Below are 19584 nucleotides of genomic sequence, written 5' to 3' on the forward strand. Positions count from 1 at the left end.
CACTTTTGGGTTATGATAAATGTAGAAAGAAATCAACTGGAGGGATGATAGATGAGTCGTTTCAACGAAGTAAAAGAGCGAACTGGCACACGCTCCGTAAAATGGGATATGACAGAAAAGTTATTCAAATCAAATGAAGTTTTACCTATGTGGGTAGCAGATATGGATTTCCAGGCCCCACAGGCTGTCATAGATGCGTTGACTGAACGGGCAGCGCATGGTATTTTCGGCTATACGATAACAGATGAATTGGTAGAAGGAACCATATATGACTGGCTGAAAAAACAATACGACTGGACGATTGATACAAAATGGATCAGTTATAGCCCAGGTGTAGTTCCCAGTCTACATATGATTGTACAGGCATTAACCAAAAAAGGGGATAATTTACTTATCCAAACACCCGTTTACCCGCCGTTTTACAAAGTAATAGAGCAGCATGATCGTAACCTTATCCAAAACCCACTGATATATCAGGATCATCGCTACGAAATCGATTATGAAGACTTTGAAAACAAAATAGTTGAAAACGATGTTAAAGCGTTCATTCTTTGTAATCCTCATAACCCGGTAGGCAGAGTTTGGACAGAGGAAGAATTAAAAAACATGGCAGATATTTGCCTGAAACATGATGTCCTCATTTTTTCTGATGAAATTCACGCTGACCTGGTACTATCCGGACATAAACATGTGCCAATCGCTTCCATATCAGAAGAAATCAATGACAAAACGATTACTTGTCTTTCACCAACAAAAACTTTTAACTTAGCTGGTCTGCAGGCCTCTTATGTCGTTACCGCAAATGAAAAGATGAAAAAGTCCATGGATGATACGTTTCTTGCCCAGGGAATGAATATGTTGAACACTATGGGGATTACTGCATTAGAAGCAGCTTACAAACATGGTGAGGAATGGCTGGAAGAACTGCTAAAAGTCATCGAAGACAATAAAAACTATGCGGTTAAATATTTAAACGAAACCGGTCAAATTAAAGTAATAGAGCCGGAAGGGACATATCTCTTATGGCTGGATTGCACCAAAATGGGGATGGAACATGAAGAATTGAAAAGCTTCATGCAGGAAACTGCAAAAGTAGGCTTAAATGATGGAGCTTCTTTCGGTAAAGAAGGCGAAGGATTTATGCGTATGAATATAGCGTGCCCAAAAGCTACGCTAAAAGAGGGTGTCGACCGTATAGTAAAGGCTTTGGAGAACCGTCGGTGAAAAGAAGACGGGCCCCTGCTCAGGAGCCCGTCTTCTTTCTTATTTTTCTTTTTTATCTTGTTGTTCCATTGGATCTGTCGGCATTTTCCCATCATCGTTCAACTGAATTTTCCCGCAGGCTACACGGGCACCAGCATCTCCTGCAGGCTGTGAGAATCCATCATCCATTGCTTCATGGATGACTAAAGAAGTACCTTCCCCTTTCATCAGGGATTTTTTACCATCTAAAAGAGTCGCTTCCGGAAGCATGGCTTTGGCTTCGACTATCTTCCCTGATTCATCTGCTTCTAAATTAGGCATGTCTCCCAAATGAGAACCTTCCATATTCATCAAACCATGCATCTTTCCTGTGGGATTAAAGTGGTTGCCGGCACTAGTGAAGTCAGGTCCTTCACATACCGGGAATTCATGTACATGAAACCCATGAGCACCTGGTTCCAAGCCCTCTACATTCACCAGTACTTCTACTCCACCGGAAGTTTCCGTCAATTTAGCAGTGCCGATCATATCGCCATCTGCGTTATACATCCCGACTGTTGCATTAGACCTGCTATCATTTTGGCACCCTGCCATAACGAACAGCAGTAATCCTATCAAAAAACACTTTCTAAAATCCATGAGAAACGTCCTTTCCCTTGTTTCCCATAGCTTAACCAATTACCCTGTACTTTACACAGTAAAATAAGCCTATTACCTCCGAATTTCTCCTGCTTATAGAACACATAAAGGAACTCATAAAAAAAACAGGGGATTATTTCCCCTGTGGTTTATACGATAGTGAATCATCTTTCTTTGCTTGTTGGGAGCCATATTGTTCTTCTGTTCGTTCTTCTTGTTTTTTTGATACTCTCATGATCAAAAACATAACAAGTACTGCAAGCGCAATGAATACACCCAACGATATTACCGCCGGAATATATTCCGTTTTATCTTCCGGAAAATATAAAAACTCCATCATAAATGGCATCACTTCCTTATCAAGTTACATGGTAAGTATATCAAATTTTTCAATCGTCTTAAATATAAATACTTTTAATATTTGTTACAATAAGGCAAAGGAGGTATTGTCATGTCCGAACTTAATATTGGCGATGCTGTTATCGCCCATTATAAATCCGGCAGTTATATCGGTAAAATAATAGAAGATCGTAACCAATTTTACTTAGTAGAAGTGCTGGCAGTAGAAAAGCACCCGATGCAAGGCGATCTCCATAATCCTGGAAAAACTGAAGATGTTTTTTTTCATGAACGCAAAGCATTGAGTCACCATGAAAAAGCCAATATTTCTAAATCTGCTGTCAAATCATTTAATGGGGAAATACCTGAATACGAACAATCATTGCGAAATGCCATTGATAAGCTTAAGGACCGCTTGAAACGTAAAGAATCAGATTTCAATCAAAAAGCATTCGACCAGCTCGTTGCACTGGAAAAATCCTATTTCAATAATTAATCGAGCTGGAATGGATTGTGTGACCTTTTCCCACTGTAACTGGATTAGCTAGTAAAAGAAGCTGCCTATCTGTCATGGCAGCTTCTTTTAATTTCCGGGTACTTTTAAATTCTTTTTCTTCTTTTGGGGCTTTCCATAAATCCGATTGGTGATACCAGGTGCAAATTCGAATAAAGTCATGCCAAGAAAAGCGGCAATGACAATGTAAATCCCACTGAATATTTTTATACTTCCACTCGCAATTGTTGCAATCACTACAGAGAATTCTCCTCTTGCACATAATGATAGCCCAGCTCTTAAAGAGGACCTTTTCGAAAGACCAAACATCCTGCCTCCAAGTATACCTACAACGACTTTAGCGGTTACTGACCAAAGAACTAGTACCACTAATAACAATGGGAATGGGATACCATCACCGAATTCAATAGAAGTACCAAAGTAGACGAAGAAAGTGGGCAGCAGTAACTCTCTTACTGGCACAAGGGTTTGTTGAACGCGTTCAATATTACCGATCTCTGCCAGCATCATTCCGGCTAAAAACGCACCCAGCACTTCTGAAAGTCCAAGATATAAAGCGAGCCCTCCATAGGAAAGTGCTATCCCGACCAGCAAAGAAATTTTAAAGTCTTCATCATCAATTTTTTCAAGAAAATCCCCAAAACGTTTGAAAAGCGTCTTCCCAAGAAGAATCGCTCCTACTGTCAACCCGATGATTTTTCCGACCAGAACAAGCGAATCGATTACTGTAAAACTATCTCCTGAACTTATCCCTATCAATACCGCTATTGCAATTGGAGCGATTAAATCCTCGAAAATCAACAAAGCCAAAATGAATTCCGTCTCGGTATTCGCCATTCGTCCCTTATCGTCCAATAACTTTGCTGTTATGGAGGAACTGGTGGCATATGTAACCGCTCCAATCAGAAATGCGTTGAATAAGTCTATTCCGAATCCCATAGATAATACCATGGCGACTCCCATACTAAGAAAAACATCTAAAAAGCCTGCAGGCCATATTTTTTTAGCAATACCTCCAAGACGTTTGACACTGAACTCCAACCCTAATAAAAAGAATAATAATACGATTCCAATTTCACTGGCAAAATGCAATAATTCATTATCACTGACCACATCCGCCAGTACAATCCCCAAAAGAATATATAAAATGACATTAGGAAATTTGATCTTCAAGCTTAAGTAACCCAAATAAAAAATAAAGAGAAGGATCAATCCAGCTCCTAACAATGAAGGGAAGTCATGACCCATCATATTATTCCTCGCCTCTACATAATGCAGTCAAACTTTCTATTTGATCCTGTTTCCCTATAATCATCAATACATTTCCGGGTTCCAAGGTAGTATCAGCTTCTGGAATCGCTATTGTTTCATCACCCTGAACAATTCCAATAATAGTCGCCCCAGTCTTATTTCTTATTTCTGATTCTTCAATAGTTTTACCGGCAATCGAGGCATTGCTTTTCAATTCTACCCAGTCAATGACAATTTGATTTTGAAAAACCTTCAGTTTGTCGGCATCAACAGGCTGATAGGTCGCACCAAGCAGTTGAGCCCCCAATTCTCTGGTTTCATCCGGTGTTAAATCCATAGCAAAATCTGCTTCCTCATTATCTTTATCATCAAAAAAATACAACTCCCGCTTTCCTGTATGGTGGACAATCAAAACGAGCATGCTGTCTTCTCCGGTTTTCAGAGAGATTTTCTGTCCGATACCTGGAAGTTTTGTTACTGAGATATTCATCCTTGACCATTCCTCCTTGTCAATCGCTATACGTTCAGTGATTTATATATTAAACAGTGTCTCCATATTAACACTTTTTTGTATTATATAATAAAAACACTGAGTATGTTATTATCCTTTCTAAAAATGGACGTTTCTAAATGGTTCAGTTAATCGTTGTTTATATTTCATAAATGTCTATTCCATAAAAGAGCCGAAAAGTCGAAGACTTGATTTCGAGATAAAAGGGATTCTTTACCATAAAAGAGTCAGGGCTGGTTGGGAAACTACTCGCTTTCCAGCTTCATCGCCTAGACACTCGCGACATAAGCAGTCCATCAACGGGAAGAAAGAACCCTTCCCTTTTGCTGTTCTGCTTATGCGTGTCGTGTCTCCCAAGGCGATTATGCATTCATTTCTTTCCTGCGGGGACCTGGCGAGCTTCCTCGGGCTATCGCCCTGTGGGATCTCGCCTCGATCCTTCTCCCGCGGGAGTCTCGCAGTTTCCCCACCAACCCATCCGAAGGATGGAGAAACGAACCCTTCTTTTAGCTGAAGATGCTTTCATTTTAACTGAATAATATCGAATTCTGATGCACGTTAGAAGCACGCTTTAATCAGAAGCTCTCCTAGTGTTTGAAGGTCTGCCTACTGATGTTTCAGTTTTCCTAATCAACGCAAGGAGGTCCGGGAAATTGCGAGACTCCAATGGGAAAATAGTACATGGTGAGATCCCGCAGGGCTTTAGCCCGAGGAAGCTCACCTTACGCCCATGGAAAGCGAGTGATTACCCGGACCTCCAAACGCTCCCTACCTTAACGGAAACAGTTTCTCTCGAAACTAAGTCTTCAACAATAACGAGCTTAACTGAACGATTAAAACAATATTTAACAGAGACAAAAGAAAAAAGCCCGTGTCAACGGACTTTCCGGCGACAAAGGCTTAAATTTGCCTGCGTGGCAAAAATCAATGCTTCTATTTGTTCCAGTTTTCGATGCTGCTCTGTTACCCAATCCTCTTGTTCCATCCCTCCAGACAGTCCATTCATTTTTCCTACATCCATTTCTTTTAACAGGGCTTGCTTTTCTGCTTCCAATCCGCTCAGCCATCCTTGGATAGCGACAGTAGAATTGCCTTGCATCACAACCCCCTCCTTATATTTCTATTTTACCTTTTTTGAATCGCTTTCAGTATCGTTAATGAAAGATTTTTTTGAAAGTTGTGTGAATGAATACTGGTTCATAAAATGCGACAAAATGTTGTCATGACACGTGTTGTAAGCGATACATTTGTTTTTGAAAAGGTACTATGATAACTTGGATTTGTACGAACACAATTTGATCGATGGAGGTTATGAAATGAGTGTACATATTGGCGCAAAGCAAGGAGATATTGCAGAGACAATTCTGCTTCCAGGCGACCCTTTACGCGCAAAATATATAGCTGAAAATTTTTTAGAAGATGCGGTCTGTTATAATGAAGTCCGTGGCATGTATGGGTATACAGGTACCTATAAAGGAGAAAGAATCTCCGTTCAGGGAACAGGGATGGGTGTACCTTCCATTTCCATTTACATTAATGAATTAATGGAAAGTTATGGTGTAAAAAAACTGATCCGTGTCGGTACATGCGGAGCATTGCAAAAAGACGTCAAAGTCCGTGATGTCATCCTGGCATCGACCTCTTCTACTGATTCCCAAATGAATCGCATGGTGTTCGGCGGCATTGACTATGCTCCAACCGCTGACTTCACGCTACTGAAAAATGCTTATGACACCGGGGAAGAAAAAGGGTTAAAACTTCGGGTAGGAAATGTTTTTACAAGTGACAGTTTTTATCGTGATAATGCTATGGATCTTTTCAACCAATTAGCCGACTACAATGTCCTTGGGGTAGAAATGGAAACGACGGCCCTCTACTCGCTGGCAGCTAAATATAATCGCCAGGCACTGTCTGTATTGACTGTCAGTGACCACATTTTGACTGGTGAAGAAACTTCAGCTGAAGAAAGACAGACTACCTTCAATGACATGATCGAAGTAGCATTAGATGCTGCTATAAAATCATAAATAAAAAGATTGGTTCCATAATCGGAACCAATCTTTTTTATTCGCTTATAATATAATTTGCTAAGGTTCTCGCCATGATGCCTGTAGGTCCTTTTGGCCCTAAATCATGTCCGGATTCGGCTACGGAAGTTCCAGCAATATCAATATGCACCCAGGGCGTCTCCTCAGCAAATTCAGCTACGAATGCCCCTCCCATGATCGGGTGCGCTTTTCTTGTTGGCGAATTATTCAGATCTGCTATACTGCTCGACCTTACTTGTGCTTGATAATCTTCATTATATGGCAATAGCCACATCGGCTCACCCGCTTTATCTGCAGCGCGTGTCACCTGATCATAAAAATCCTGGTTATTGGTCATTGCTCCTGTCATCCATTCCCCGAGCGCTGTTACCATTCCGCCTGTCAATGTAGCGACATCAATCAACTTACCCGCACGATGATGTTTAGCATAAGTGATACCATCTGCTAAAGCGAGCCTTCCTTCTGCATCCGTATTCAGTACTTCTATTGTTTTTCCGCTTAATGACGTGATGACATCATCGGGCTTGAATGCACTTCCTGAAATCATATTATCCGTTGAGGGAATGACTGCCACGACATTCTTCTGAGGTTTCAGCCTTCCTATCGTATCCATTGCTCCTAAAACCGCTGCTGCACCGCCCATATCCCCTTTTATACCGGGCATACCTGTCATAGACTTAATCGAATAACCGCCTGTATCATAGGTTATCCCTTTCCCTACCAGTCCAACTACATCCTTCCATTCATTAAGTCCGTGGTATTTCAACACAATCATTTTAGGCGGCTCTTTTGAACCCTGATTGACGGCGAGCAATGCCCCCATACCTAACCGCTGCATATCTTCTTTTTCAAGAATTTCCGTTTCGAATCCATGTTCGTCCGCGAGAGTCAGGGCAAATTCAGCCATATCACTGGAAGTCAATAAATTGGCAGGTAAATGTACCAAATATCGAGCAGTGTTAGCACCTTTGCCGAAGGCTTCACCTACTTTAAGGGAATACAACAACCGATCTTCTTCCTGTTCCGTTATTAATGTCAAATCATCAATTACTTTTTCAGATCGGTAGTTACTCGTTTTGTAATGAGAAAATCGGTAGGTTGCCATTTCCATTGCCTCAGCTAAAACTTCAGCTGTTTCCCCTTCCTGGAACTGTCCGATAGCGAAGCTGTCAAAAGCTATTGCCGCCTGTGTAAGACCATCCTTCTGCAGTTGCTGGAATAATTTTCCGAAGGCTTTCTTCAATGTGAGGTTTGTCAATTCTTTCTTTTTACCAAGCCCAAGAAAATAAATACGTTTTGCCGGTACCTTACCATAAGTAAGAATTTTGGACACGGCTTTATAGTGATTGGAAATATCATTGCTTTTCACATATGTATCCAGTTTCTCATCAAATTTGTCATTGAGCATCTGATAGATTTGCTGCTGGTTTTTATTTTCATGAAACAACCCTACTACCAATGCCTCGTCTTCCTCCCACAAAGTTTTACGGATAGAAAACATGGTACGTCACCTCCAAATATAATTATACACGAATTCTTTTTTCTCCCTGATCACTACTTCAGATATAAATAAAAATGTGGTAAACAAGGAAGCGAAGACCATTCAACACGGGCATCTTCTGTTGGAAGTTGTGATATAATAGTCAAGCAATCATTTATAAAAGAAATCACCTCATGGATTGTTATTCCCCAATGAATACCATCATATCGTGACAGATATTGACGGGCTGACAAGAGCATAGACCGTGAACCTTTCAAATTGCCATAACTATAGTGATATAATGCTACACAAAAGTGCAGCATTCCTTTAATAAAAAGATTCCTTCGATCTGTCAGCCAAATTTCTTCCAAGAGATCATGGCATGTATAATAATCTCCTTCATTGAAGGATATGAAAAACTCATAATAAGCCATTGGATATGAATTGCACATGTCCAGCCTCCGTTGGTTGTAAAATTCATGTTACATCTATCATATCAAAGGGAACATTTAAATTTATAGTCTTACAAGCTGGAAAGGATGACTGGAAAATATGGAGTTGCTTTATAACTTCCCATTGTGGGCTGCTATTTTAGCGATTTTGTTCGCACAAGGGGTCAAAGTTCCCATACGCATGATTGCAACGAGACACTTTAATCCCGGGCTCGCTTTCAGTACAGGCGGTATGCCTAGCAGCCACTCTGCAGCAGTGACAGCATTAGCCACAGCTGTAGGGCTGCAAGAAGGTTTTGATTCCTCTATGTTTGGAATAGCAACTGTTTTCAGTATTATAGTCATGTTCGACTCGACCGGTGTTCGAAGACAGACCGGTGAACAGGCTATCGTATTGAATTTATTGATGAGTGATTTTCAACGATTTGTGGATGAAGCGAAAATATGGAATAAAAAGCAGGAATTCGAAAAACGGGAAGAACTGAGGGAACTGCTTGGCCACCAGCCAATTGAGGTATTTTTCGGCGGCCTTACCGGAATCTTGTTGAGTATTATTTTATACTACACTATTTTCTAAGAATAAAAACGCAAGCGCCTTGCTCACCCCCGACAAGCTTAAGCCAAGCCTCGTCGTGACATTTTTGGTCACAGAGAGGATTGACTTAAGACCTCGAGGGGGTAGGTGCTGGAGCTGGATGAAGCCCACTGCAAAATGTTATCCCAATCATTAAATTTTATCATATCCTAGACATTAAAATTGCCCGTCTGTATCGGTTCTTACAGACGGGCTTTTACTTAATTTTTCAGGATATCTTCCCGAAATACTTGTAATGCTTTATCATTATTCCACTTGTGGAATTGTTCTTCTGTTAATGTTCCGTCGCCTTCTTCAATCACATAAACATCAACTGTCTGTTTTCCCCATTGACTATATACATCATCAACGGTGTTGTAATAGAGATCAATTTTATTTCCTTTGATTGCAGAGCCTTTATCGGCCACAACACCATAACCATATCCAGGTATGAACAATACCGTGCCAATAGGAAATACATCTAAATCAGCGGCAATCGTAGAGTATAAATCTCTTTTTACCTTAATGCCAGAATAAGTGATTCCATAACCTGGATGGTCAGGACTTTTGCCTGTGGACTCTACACCCGCGGTATAACCAGTTGCTATCACAGTAGTGCTGGGGTATTTATCCAGGTCTACTGTATCTTTCAGGGTTTTTGGCACTCCAGTAGATGCATTGCTTATATACTGTTGATCGGGAAGTTTGTGTTTCAAAGATTTTTCATTTAATACAGTTTTTCTATAATCCAGCTTATTAGTTTCTAATGAGACCAGTTGATGTTCTCCCGTAAACCATAATTTCAAATCACCAGCTGAGACATTGGATATGGTCGTAGCTGTGGTATACAACGCCCCCACAAATAATAAATTGTATACACCTCTGTATATCCATTTTTTCCATTTCATTACTAACACCTCTCTCGGTGTCATCATGTCCAATCCTTCCAGAATTTATTCATATAACCAAACACCAGTTAAAAAGCTGCCACTGAACTATTGTTATATTTTTACAAATGGTTAGATAAAAAAACCTTCCTGCTGTAATAAGCAGGAAGGTTGAAATGAGCATCAAAACATCTGATAACCACTTTTTCTAAGCATGCGTATAACAATTCCAGCTGCAATGGTACCAGCGAATCCTCCGGTCAAAATCAATATATCAAATAATTTCAACTCGGTAATCATACCAAGCACTTTCGGGAATGCCCAGGATGGTTCTGTGAAGTATTTTCCCATAGTAAAATCATCGACAATCAAAAAGATGATTACCGGATAAACGGCAGCCATAAACCATGTCGACCTTAACAACATATTCAAAATGAAAGCTATTGAAAAAAACAATACAAAATATAAGAGTATTCCTATTACTAATTGAACAAAATCCAAAACGCTCCCCCTCTATGTAAGTACATAAGGTTATCTAAACGATTAACCAGGCTAAAATTTTATATGCTGATTTCCAATCTACATTTTATTATGAGTTCAAGAAAAAAGCAAAGGCGGAGAACCGCCTTTGCCATGATTAATGGAAGATATTGAACTTACCTTTCTTTAGTAAAAGTCCGATTCCGCCAAGTTTTAAGAGGTAGCGGTTATCGATGACTTTTTTCATTACCGAGGCAGACCAGCCGAACAACTTTTTGTCATTGAATACTACGCCGATTGCATCGTCATGACCCAGTGACGCTACAGTTCCTTGAATATTAGGCTCGAATGGTTCTAACTCTTTTTCGCCCCTAGCCAAGACTTTGATGTTATGAGCAACTGTATCCGCCTGTTGAATTGCCATTTGAGCAGTAGGCGGGTATGGACGGTCTGTTTCTTCGTTGATAATCAAGGCACAATCTCCGACTACAAATACATCATCATAATCAGGAGTACGCATGTCTTCACGTACTTTGACACGCCCGCGCATCGCTTCGAACCCTGATTCTTCTACAATGGAGTTACCTCGTACACCAGCAGCCCATACCACAGTATTAGAAGGGATCTCTACGCGTTGTTCATCTTTCTCATACACGAGGCCTTCCGGTGTCACTTCTTTGATCATGGCACCAATCTTGAATTCAACACCACGGGATTCTAATGAGTTCATTGCGTACTCTACCAGAGCAGGGTCAAAACCAGGTAGTGCTGTAGGAGCAGCCTCAACATTAATGATTCTCACTTTTTCACGAGGAATATCATATTCTTTACATAATTCAGGCACACGGTTTGCCAGCTCACCTACAAATTCAATACCGGTAAATCCAGCGCCACCTACTACTATATTGAGAAGCTCTTCACCTGGATTGTTTAAATTGTTATATTTTGCAAAGTTATATTCGATATGTTGACGGATAAGTCGGGAACTATTGATATTTTTAATACCAAAGGCATGCTCTTTTAAGCCAGGAATACCAAATGTCTCTGCTTCAAAACCTAGTCCAATGACAAGGTAATCATAGTCTAGTGTTGTGTTCTCCAAGGTTACCTTTTTTTCATCCGGCTGGATAGAGATGACCGTATCCTGGATGAAATTAACCTTACTGGTATCAATGACGTCTTTTATCTGGATACGTGTGCGATCATGATGCAACGTACCTGCCGCATTTTCATGTAGCCAGGTAGTTTGATAATGATAGCTGTGTTTATTTACTAAAGAAATATTCGCCTCATTAACACCCATGCTTTTTTGTAATTTGACAGCAGTCATGATACCGCCATAACCTGCACCTAAGATGACAATATTAGGTTTCTTCATGATTATCACTTCCAATTAGTATTTTTCTGCATGCTCTCCTACTCTGTTACGTAGATGTATGTGACTGATTTCACACACGCTTCCATAAAAAAAGAACACAAATTCTATGATATTTTGTCACAAAATCGTAATAACTTTTTTCTAGTCACCATCATAGACCCTTTTAAAATAATTTTCAACCCTTTCTCAATTTATCCGAATCTTAAGAATTCTGATTCATAATCGACATAATCGTCAGGGTAAATCACATAAGGTGTAATTTTATGATAAAATGGAAAAGGTTGCAACAATTTAGTTGGAATAGGGGGAAAAGTTATGAGCAATCAAGTACATGACATTACGGTCATCGGGGGAGGGCCAGTCGGCTTGTTTACTGCTTTTTATGGCGGTATGAGGCAGGCAAGTGTCAATATCATTGAAAGTCTTCCAGAACTTGGAGGACAACTGACGGCTTTATATCCAGAGAAATACATCTATGATGTAGCAGGCTTTCCTAAAGTCAGAGCCCAGGAATTGGTTGATAATCTGAAGGAACAGGCAATGGCATTCAATCCAACTGTTTCTCTTGATCAATCGGTAGAGAAAATTGAACGTCTCGAAGATGACACGTTCAAACTGACCACAACAAAAGGAGAGCATTATTCCAGAACAATTGTTATTACAGCTGGTAATGGCGCGTTCAGCCCTCGTAAACTGGAGCTTCCGAATTGTTCCGATTACGAAGGAGTCAACCTTCATTACCACGTTCCCGATATGAATAAATTTGCAGGTAAGAAAGTAATGGTTTGCGGGGGTGGAGATTCTGCTGTCGACTGGGCGTTAATGTTAGAGTCGATTGCAGAGGAAGTAACGCTTGTACACCGACGTGATAAATTCCGCGCCCATGAACATAGCGTCGAAAAACTGATGGAGTCTAAAGTCAATGTGAAAACACCATTTTCTCCACAAGAAGTGATCGGTGATGATTGCATCAGGCAGGTTGTATTGAAAGAGACGAAAGGCGACCGTGTCGAAACAACAGATATTGATGACCTTATCATCAATTATGGTTTCATTTCTTCTTTAGGTCCAATCAAAGAATGGGATCTTGAAATAGAAAAAAACAGTATCGTCGTCAATTCTAAAATGGAAACGAACATTCCTGGCATTTATGCAGCCGGCGATATTTGCACTTATCCCGGTAAAGTCAAATTGATTGCTTCAGGTTTCGGTGAAGGCCCAACAGCTATAAATAATGCCAAAGCGTATTTGGATCCAGACGCCCGGGTGCAGCCGAAGCACTCTACGAGCATGTTTGGCCAATAGAACATAAACATATAGAAAGCCGCGACCTTAACAGGCGCGGCTTTTATCTTTAAATGGTATAGTCTCAAGGCAAAACCAGATCAGCAGCTTTCATCTGGTGTACCTGCGTTGGTCGCTGTCTTAAACGAAGAACCGCAACCACAGGATACAATGGCGTTCGGATTATCAATCGTAAATCCTCCGCCCATCATGTTTTGTTTAAAGTCAATGGTAGTGCCTTCAATAATCGGCACATCCTGACGATGGATGACGACAGGAATGCCATTATTATCTTCTATGACATCAAGCTCTTCATTGATATCCTCTTCAAATCCCATTGCATAGGATAATCCACTGCAGCCTCCACCTTTGACACCGAAACGCAGACGAACGTTATCAGATTCTTCTTCCTTCATCATTTCCTGGATCTGCGAACTGGCAGCATCCGTAATATTGAGAATCATCCGTGTCTCCCCTTTCTTATCGATATAATAAGTATACTAAATATCATCCGTATCATTCAAACATGCCGGATTAGTAATAAAAAGTTCCTGTAGCTATTATGTCGGCAGGTCCTGTCATCCATACCCTGTCATTTTCATCCCAGCGAATAACAAGGTCCCCCCCGCTCAAATGTACAAGGATTTCAGAATTCTTATCAGAATAACCGTTCAATACAGAAGCAACTCCAGCAGCACATGCGCCGGTGCCACAAGCCTGAGTAACCCCGGACCCCCGCTCCCACACACGAAAATGTAACTCTTCTTTTGAGACGACTTCCACAAACTCTACATTGACCCCTTCTGGAAAACGTTGATCTTCAGTAATGATGGGACCCAGTTCATATAATGGAGCCGTCTGAATGTCTTCCACAAAGAAAACTGCATGGGGGTTTCCCATCGAAACTGCTGTCAATTCAAGGGGATGATGGCTGACTTGAAATGATTCAGCCACTACCCCCTCCTTTTCCTCACCAGCCATAGGGATTTGCGAACGGGACAACGCAGGTTTCCCCATATCTATCGTGATAGTGGAAACTTTTTCGTCATCCACTGTCACGGAAGCATCAACAACACCTGATTTCGCTTCAATAGTAAAAGATGTATCGTTTACTATCCCGTGTTCATACGCATATTTAGCAACACATCGCAGTCCATTACCACAATTACGCCCTTCTGATCCATCTTTGTTAAAGATACGCATTCCTACTTCTGCCTGGTCGCTGGGATGAATCAGGATAAGACCATCGGAGCCGATGCCGGTATAAACGTCTGACACCTTCCTGGCGAGTGCAGGCAGGATTTCTTCTTTCAGACTGAATTCAAATGTATCTACAAATACGTAATTATTCCCTAGTCCGTGCATCTTAATAAACGGTATTTCCATGGCAGCCACTTCCTCATCTCATTATGATATAAAAATAAGCCGCACAGCTGGTGCACGGCTTTCTGTTGCTTATCAATATCAGAACGGGCACTTAAAAAAGGGGATTCTCTTCTAGGTGCTGATAAATATTTTCAACAAGCTCGTCAGCACTATCTGCCGTTACCCGCTCTCCATTGACTAAAGCGAACAAACTTTGAGCGCATAGCCCACAATGACTTAAACACCCATATTCTATAACATCAAGATCTGGATCTTTTTCCAGCTCTTCCATTGCCTTTTGAGAACCACTTGCTAAGTTGTTGATGCAAAATTCAATAATCGGATTCATCTTCGTCACCTCTTTAACCTAGATGAACCCCCCACTAACCATCAATATTAGCATATCCTGTTTTGATAGGACAACACTGAGGTCTCAGGAAATCGGCTGAAAACCCTTTTTGTCCAGCGCCTGGAAGATAGTTTTTAATCTTGGATTTCCTTCACCGACTATTTCACCATCCATGACGACAAGGGGATAAAATAATTCATCATCCAGCAGCTGTTGCACATAGGACTGGTGGGGTCCATCCTCCTGCTCGGAGTGAATATCGATATACTGATACTCTATGCCGTCTTCCCCATATTTCCGGGAAATGGCAGCCTGCAGCCATTCATACGTTTCTTTTGAGCCAGGTGAATTTACACAACTTGCACAAATTTGATCAGCTCCATAGACAAAAAGCTGTACCGGATCGTTTTTCATGTTACCGCCTCCACAATTGTACTGTACCTATAATTCCATTTTACAAAATAACCAAAAAAAGATAAAATGAAAATAGTTCTCAATACTTTCAAAAGCGAAGGCGACCGCTTAGCGACGATTGGACTGGACTGATCCGCAGGAGACTAGATTCACTTGAGTTATCGCCCCAATGGCGAAACTCGTAGTGAATTTTGTGCTCGTAAGCGAAAAGAAGACACAAAGAGCGTTAGCGATTTGATGTCGCCTTATCGTACAGAGGTGAAGGAAGTACACGAGTCGCTGGGAGACGGAGCTGGATGCCAAAGAGTCAAAAGCTGAGGCGACCCGCTTGTCGACGATTGTTGAGAGAACATGAAAGAGAGTTTAGCCATAGAGAAATTAAAACCAATAGATAGATTTTTACATGATTACGATTTATAATGTGAGTATGAGAAAGGGGAAGATCGCTTATGCAATCTCAAGTTCAGGAAGTACTGAATAAGCTGCGTCCATTTTTACTTCGTGACGGTGGAGATGTGGAATTGGTGGATGTTGAAGAAGGAATTGTCCGTCTCCGTCTAATGGGTGCATGCGGAAGCTGCCCAAGTTCTACTATTACTCTAAAAGCAGGTATCGAACGCGCACTAGTTGAAGAAGTGCCTGGTATCCGCGAAGTAGAACAGGTATTTTAAAACACTATCTTAACATGTCGGGGCTGCCCTGAAGGACAGCCCTTTTCTTTTTGTGTTTTTTAACAATACTCCCGGAGCCCTGATGCACCTTGTCTTAACGCTGGAGAATTCTGTTTTCTTTGTTTTTTAACTCTGCTATCTTAGATGTATTGGTCCTAAGGAAGTAATGTCCTTAATTTGGTCTATTCACAGGAGTTTTGGCTTGCTGTCCATATAATACATCTTTGACATTTTTCAGGCTGAGCTCCATCATCGCTTTTCGGGTTTCAACACTGGCAGAGCCTATATGCGGAAGACAGACTACTTGATCCAGCTCTAGCAATGGATGGTTTTCATCAATAGGTTCCTTGTCAAAAACATCTAATCCAGCAGCTTTCAACTCTCCTTTTATAAGAGCTTGATATAATGCATTTTCATCCACCAGGGGGCCTCTGGACGCGTTGATGAAGATAGCACTGTTTTTCATCTTTTTGAATGCTTCTGCATTAAATATCCCTTTTGTTTCCTCGGTCAAAGGTGCTAAACACACAATATAGTCTGCAGTTTGGATCAATGTCTCAAAACTATTGTAAGAGGCTCCAAGCTCTCTTTCCGCTTCTTCCTTACGTGAACGGTTATGGTATAGAATATCCATCCCGAACCCTTTTGCTCTTCGTGCGACTGCTTCTCCAATCCTCCCCATTCCAACGATTCCTATTGTTTTATGATGGATGTCCGTGCCTGCTAAAAATAATGGTGACCAGTTTTTCCATTTTCCGTCTTTGATCACTTCGTTAGCTTCGATAAGTCTTCTGGCAGTTGCCATCATCAAAGCGAATGTTAAATCAGCAGTTGTTTCTGTCAACACGTCTGGAGTATTGGTTATCTGGATGCCATATTCCGTTGCGGTTTCGACATCTACATTGTCATAACCTACAGCCATATTAGCTATGATTTTCAATCGCTTGCCACGGTCCATCAACTCTTGATCGACTTGATCGGTAAGCATGGTGACTAACCCGTCGCTTCTCTCTGCTTCCTCCAGCAATCTATTTCGATCAACTGGTTCATCTGTATCTTCCCACATCGTGATATCCAGCGATTCTTTAAATTGATTCACTACTTCCTCCGATAGTTTTCTTGCAATGAAAACCTTGGGTTTTGTCATAACCATTCTCCTTCCATCGTTAAATATAAAGCTTACCCATGATTTTAGCATAAGCTCTTTAGGGAAAGAAAAAACTTCCCCCGAAACCCGACGAGGGAAGCAAGGAAAGTTACCTTTTTACCAATCAAGTACAGGAATTTTTAATTCATCCGTATTTATCCCCAGCGCATGAAAGAAATGTTTCAGCTGTTGCTCATAACGCCTTTGATACTTGAATAGAAGCTTGGTTTCATTTATTAAGTTTTCTTCGAATGGATGGCTGTATACTTCCTCATATTTATCCAGCAGATGAACCGGGAAGAGCAATCGGGCATACAATAGTCGCAAGCCGAATATGGATAATGGTGATCTTGTGTGATAATCATAAAAAAACGCTGTGATTTCTTCTGTGGACCGGCCGGTCATCAACTTATACCGCAAAGCTTCTGCCAGGTCGCGGGCCGGGTGATCATACCTGATTTGATCGAACCAGAGCAGGCGTTGGGAATGTGGTGGGTATCTGTCAAAAGTGAAGGTCGCCTGATCTTTTTTTTGATGACGCGTCTCCTGTTCGCTCTCTTGCACGTATTGGATAGCATTTTCCCCTACGCCAATAATATAAGGAGCGGTGTCGATCCATAACCGGTGCATATCACCTACCGGTCGTTGCTGATGCCATTGTTGTATCGATCCTTCAAAATGATCAATCCGATTTCCCCACAATGTTTTCCATTGACCATAAGTGGAAAGACTCGGAAGGTGATAGGGATAGGTGGCCCCCAACTCGTGAAACCGTGCCAATTCATGACCAGATGCGGGGATACTTAAGGAAGCATCCAAATTAGTTTTACCAATGACGTACGTACGTTGATTTTTTTTTATTTGATAGCGGCTTTCGCTTACATGAACAGGGCAGACTATATTCTTCATTCCAGCTTTAGACAAAAAGTCACATGCATGCTGAAGTTCTTGATAAACTTCTTCCCTCCCGTATGCCGGAAGCACAAAATAAACTTCATCCTTGTATATATAGCCACGCTTCTGATCAAACTCAACAACGGAGGTATTTGTAATGTCGATATAATCGGATATAATGTCTTCCACAATGCATGCACTCCTATCCAATGCTATAATAGGTCAATACACCAAAAGAGTAATCCTTATGTTTTATCTTCCATTCGTGGGGGAAGCTTATTTTATAAAAGGGAGGTCAATAGAGTATATATGAATGAAGAGAGAAAAATGAGTCAATTAGAAAAAAAAGCACGGGAATGGCTTAATGAACGCGGAGTGACCATTAACGATATATCTGAACTGGTCTATTACTTACAATCCAAGTATCATAGCGATCTTACAATTGAAGAATGCCGCTTTAATGTAGAGAAAGTACTTACCAAACGCGAGGTACAAAATGCAATTCTGACCGGAATCCAACTGGATGTTTTAGCAGAACAAAAAGGTCTCGAAGAACCATTGCAGAGCACCATTGATAAAGACGAAGGACTTTATGGAGTCGACGAAATCATTGCACTGTCTATTGTAAATGTTTATGGTTCAATCGGATTTACGAATTATGGTTACATTGATAAGCAAAAACCCGGGATTCTGAAAAAGCTGAATGATAAATCGACCGGGGAATGTCATACGTTCCTTGATGATATTGTCGGGGCCATTGCAGCCGCTGCTTCAAGCCGCCTGGCACACAGCGCTGTCGGTGAAGAAGAAGCAGAGGACGATGAGTAAAGATGAAGAAGCCGCCTCTCCGAAAAGGGATAGACGGCTTCTTTACTTACAAACGAGTGATCCATTCCTCTAATGAATCTACCGTGTAGGTCGGTTGCTGGTTATAATTTGATAAATCTTCTTTTGAGGTAACTCCGGTAAAGACCATCAAGGTATCTATACCCGCATTCATGCCTGCTTTGATATCTGTATTATAATTATCTCCAACCATCAATACTTCGTTTTTATCATATCCTAATGTTTGCATGGCCTGCTCCATGATAATCGGTTCAGGCTTCCCAATGAATACCGGTTCGACACCAGTACTTACAGTAACGACAGACGTCAATGATCCATTTCCAGGCAGCATGCCCTGTTCTGTCGGGATAGCAACATCCCCATTTGTAGATAAGAAAACAGCGCCATTACGGACATTAAGGCAAGCTGCAGCTAATTTATCATAGGTGATACCACGGTCAATCCCTATTATTACATAATCAGCGTTCTCCTCTACCAGATTAAGCCCGGCTTCTTTTAAAGCTGTCAGCAGCCCTTCTTCTCCAATAGCATATACATCCGCCCCTGGATGCTGATCTTTGATATATTGGGCGGTAGCCATGCTAGTGGTATAAACCTGCTCTTTGGCCGCTGGTATATCCATGTGGTTCAGCTTATCTGCCACCTGTTCCGGTCTTCTGGATGAATTATTCGTGACAAATAGATGGGGCAGCTTTTTGTTATTTAATTTTTTGATGAAATCAGATGCAGCTTCAATTCGCTCGGTACCACGGTACATTGTTCCATCCAAATCAATCAGATATGCTCGATAGTTTTTCATTCGTACACCTGCTTTCTAATGTTAACAGAAAAACTTCCCGCACCATAAATGCGAGAAGC

Annotated in this window: 24 protein-coding genes; 7 read left to right on the plus strand and 17 right to left on the minus strand. The window is 41.1% G+C overall.

Annotated features, from left to right (window positions below; translation table 11 throughout):
• Positions 1-51 precede the first annotated feature (51 nt).
• A complete protein-coding gene (locus P855_RS0110635; RefSeq protein ID WP_028783563.1) occupies positions 52-1224 on the plus strand; it encodes a MalY/PatB family protein in 1173 nt (390 codons plus the stop codon).
• A 39-nt stretch (positions 1225-1263) separates the two neighbouring features.
• Here the strand turns inward: P855_RS0110635 and P855_RS0110640 are convergent, their stop codons facing one another.
• On the minus strand, positions 1264-1842 hold the full coding sequence (locus P855_RS0110640; protein ID WP_028783564.1) for a superoxide dismutase family protein: 579 nt from the start codon (positions 1840-1842) through the stop codon (positions 1264-1266).
• A gap of 133 nt (positions 1843-1975) precedes the next feature.
• A complete protein-coding gene (locus P855_RS0110645) occupies positions 1976-2182 on the minus strand; it encodes a hypothetical protein (protein ID WP_028783565.1) in 207 nt (68 codons plus the stop codon).
• A gap of 111 nt (positions 2183-2293) precedes the next feature.
• On the opposite strand from P855_RS0110645, the gene P855_RS0110650 reads away from it, so the two are divergent.
• Positions 2294-2677: a kinase-associated lipoprotein B gene (locus tag P855_RS0110650; protein WP_028783566.1), complete on the plus strand. Its 384-nt coding sequence runs from the start codon at positions 2294-2296 to the stop codon at positions 2675-2677.
• A gap of 87 nt (positions 2678-2764) precedes the next feature.
• Here the strand turns inward: P855_RS0110650 and P855_RS0110655 are convergent, their stop codons facing one another.
• The 3 genes from P855_RS0110655 to P855_RS0110665 form a co-directional block, all read right to left on the minus strand.
• The gene (locus P855_RS0110655; RefSeq protein WP_028783567.1) at positions 2765-3946 is read right to left on the minus strand and encodes a cation:proton antiporter; all 1182 of its coding nucleotides are present in this window, start codon (positions 3944-3946) and stop codon (positions 2765-2767) included.
• 1 nt (position 3947) lies between these two features.
• Complete coding sequence (locus tag P855_RS0110660) at positions 3948-4436, minus strand: cation:proton antiporter regulatory subunit (RefSeq protein WP_028783568.1); 489 nt, start codon at positions 4434-4436, stop codon at positions 3948-3950.
• 895 nt (positions 4437-5331) lie between these two features.
• Entirely contained in the window at positions 5332-5559 is a 228-nt protein-coding gene (locus tag P855_RS0110665; RefSeq protein WP_235062636.1) for a hypothetical protein, read from the minus strand.
• Between the two features lie 214 nt (positions 5560-5773).
• Here P855_RS0110665 and deoD point away from each other — a divergent pair, with 214 nt between their 5' ends.
• A complete protein-coding gene (deoD, locus tag P855_RS0110670) occupies positions 5774-6484 on the plus strand; it encodes a purine-nucleoside phosphorylase (RefSeq protein ID WP_028783570.1) in 711 nt (236 codons plus the stop codon).
• A gap of 37 nt (positions 6485-6521) precedes the next feature.
• Here deoD and P855_RS0110675 read toward each other — a convergent pair whose 3' ends face one another.
• Entirely contained in the window at positions 6522-8006 is a 1485-nt protein-coding gene (locus tag P855_RS0110675) for a leucyl aminopeptidase (protein ID WP_028783571.1), read from the minus strand.
• Positions 8007-8059: 53 nt separating this feature from the next.
• Positions 8060-8437 (minus strand): DUF309 domain-containing protein, encoded by a 378-nt coding sequence (locus P855_RS0110680; protein WP_028783572.1) that lies wholly within the window; start codon positions 8435-8437, stop codon positions 8060-8062.
• Between the two features lie 100 nt (positions 8438-8537).
• On the opposite strand from P855_RS0110680, the gene P855_RS0110685 reads away from it, so the two are divergent.
• Positions 8538-9014, plus strand: a complete 477-nt coding sequence (locus P855_RS0110685; protein WP_028783573.1) for a divergent PAP2 family protein — start codon at positions 8538-8540, stop codon at positions 9012-9014.
• Between the two features lie 218 nt (positions 9015-9232).
• Here P855_RS0110685 and P855_RS0110690 read toward each other — a convergent pair whose 3' ends face one another.
• From P855_RS0110690 to P855_RS0110700, 3 genes are all read right to left on the minus strand, one after another.
• Complete coding sequence (locus tag P855_RS0110690) at positions 9233-9943, minus strand: 3D domain-containing protein (RefSeq protein ID WP_419177276.1); 711 nt, start codon at positions 9941-9943, stop codon at positions 9233-9235.
• A 138-nt stretch (positions 9944-10081) separates the two neighbouring features.
• Positions 10082-10399, minus strand: a complete 318-nt coding sequence (locus tag P855_RS0110695) for a YuiB family protein (protein ID WP_028783575.1) — start codon at positions 10397-10399, stop codon at positions 10082-10084.
• Between the two features lie 136 nt (positions 10400-10535).
• Positions 10536-11756, minus strand: coding sequence for an NAD(P)/FAD-dependent oxidoreductase (locus P855_RS0110700; protein WP_028783576.1), 1221 nt, complete (start codon positions 11754-11756; stop codon positions 10536-10538).
• 315 nt (positions 11757-12071) lie between these two features.
• Between P855_RS0110700 and P855_RS0110705 the strand changes: the two genes are divergently transcribed.
• Positions 12072-13061, plus strand: coding sequence for an NAD(P)/FAD-dependent oxidoreductase (locus P855_RS0110705; protein ID WP_028783577.1), 990 nt, complete (start codon positions 12072-12074; stop codon positions 13059-13061).
• Positions 13062-13141: 80 nt separating this feature from the next.
• On the opposite strand, the gene P855_RS0110710 is transcribed toward P855_RS0110705, so the two are convergent.
• The 4 genes from P855_RS0110710 to P855_RS0110725 all read right to left on the minus strand — a co-directional run bounded on the left by P855_RS0110710 (position 13142) and on the right by P855_RS0110725 (position 15168).
• Positions 13142-13504, minus strand: coding sequence for a HesB/IscA family protein (locus P855_RS0110710; RefSeq protein ID WP_028783578.1), 363 nt, complete (start codon positions 13502-13504; stop codon positions 13142-13144).
• A 70-nt stretch (positions 13505-13574) separates the two neighbouring features.
• Entirely contained in the window at positions 13575-14426 is an 852-nt protein-coding gene (dapF, locus tag P855_RS0110715; protein ID WP_028783579.1) for a diaminopimelate epimerase, read from the minus strand.
• A 91-nt stretch (positions 14427-14517) separates the two neighbouring features.
• Positions 14518-14754, minus strand: coding sequence for a YuzB family protein (locus tag P855_RS0110720; protein WP_028783580.1), 237 nt, complete (start codon positions 14752-14754; stop codon positions 14518-14520).
• An 84-nt stretch (positions 14755-14838) separates the two neighbouring features.
• Positions 14839-15168 carry a YuzD family protein gene (locus P855_RS0110725; RefSeq protein ID WP_028783581.1) on the minus strand — a complete coding sequence of 110 codons (330 nt, stop codon included), beginning with the start codon at positions 15166-15168 and terminating at the stop codon, positions 14839-14841.
• A 449-nt stretch (positions 15169-15617) separates the two neighbouring features.
• Here P855_RS0110725 and P855_RS0110730 point away from each other — a divergent pair, with 449 nt between their 5' ends.
• Positions 15618-15839 (plus strand): NifU family protein, encoded by a 222-nt coding sequence (locus tag P855_RS0110730; RefSeq protein WP_028783582.1) that lies wholly within the window; start codon positions 15618-15620, stop codon positions 15837-15839.
• Positions 15840-16011: 172 nt separating this feature from the next.
• Here P855_RS0110730 and P855_RS0110735 read toward each other — a convergent pair whose 3' ends face one another.
• Both P855_RS0110735 and P855_RS20800 read right to left on the minus strand, forming a co-directional pair.
• Positions 16012-16986: a 2-hydroxyacid dehydrogenase gene (locus P855_RS0110735; protein WP_028783583.1), complete on the minus strand. Its 975-nt coding sequence runs from the start codon at positions 16984-16986 to the stop codon at positions 16012-16014.
• Positions 16987-17103: 117 nt separating this feature from the next.
• Entirely contained in the window at positions 17104-18069 is a 966-nt protein-coding gene (locus tag P855_RS20800) for a hypothetical protein (protein WP_051353176.1), read from the minus strand.
• Between the two features lie 120 nt (positions 18070-18189).
• Here P855_RS20800 and P855_RS0110745 point away from each other — a divergent pair, with 120 nt between their 5' ends.
• A complete protein-coding gene (locus P855_RS0110745; protein WP_028783584.1) occupies positions 18190-18708 on the plus strand; it encodes a phosphatidylglycerophosphatase A in 519 nt (172 codons plus the stop codon).
• Positions 18709-18754: 46 nt separating this feature from the next.
• Here the strand turns inward: P855_RS0110745 and P855_RS0110750 are convergent, their stop codons facing one another.
• Entirely contained in the window at positions 18755-19525 is a 771-nt protein-coding gene (locus P855_RS0110750; protein WP_028783585.1) for a TIGR01457 family HAD-type hydrolase, read from the minus strand.
• Positions 19526-19584 lie beyond the last annotated feature (59 nt).

Origin of the sequence: Thalassobacillus devorans MSP14, from assembly GCF_000496835.1 — a bacterium.
GTDB lineage: Bacteria > Bacillota > Bacilli > Bacillales > Halobacillaceae > Thalassobacillus > Thalassobacillus devorans_B.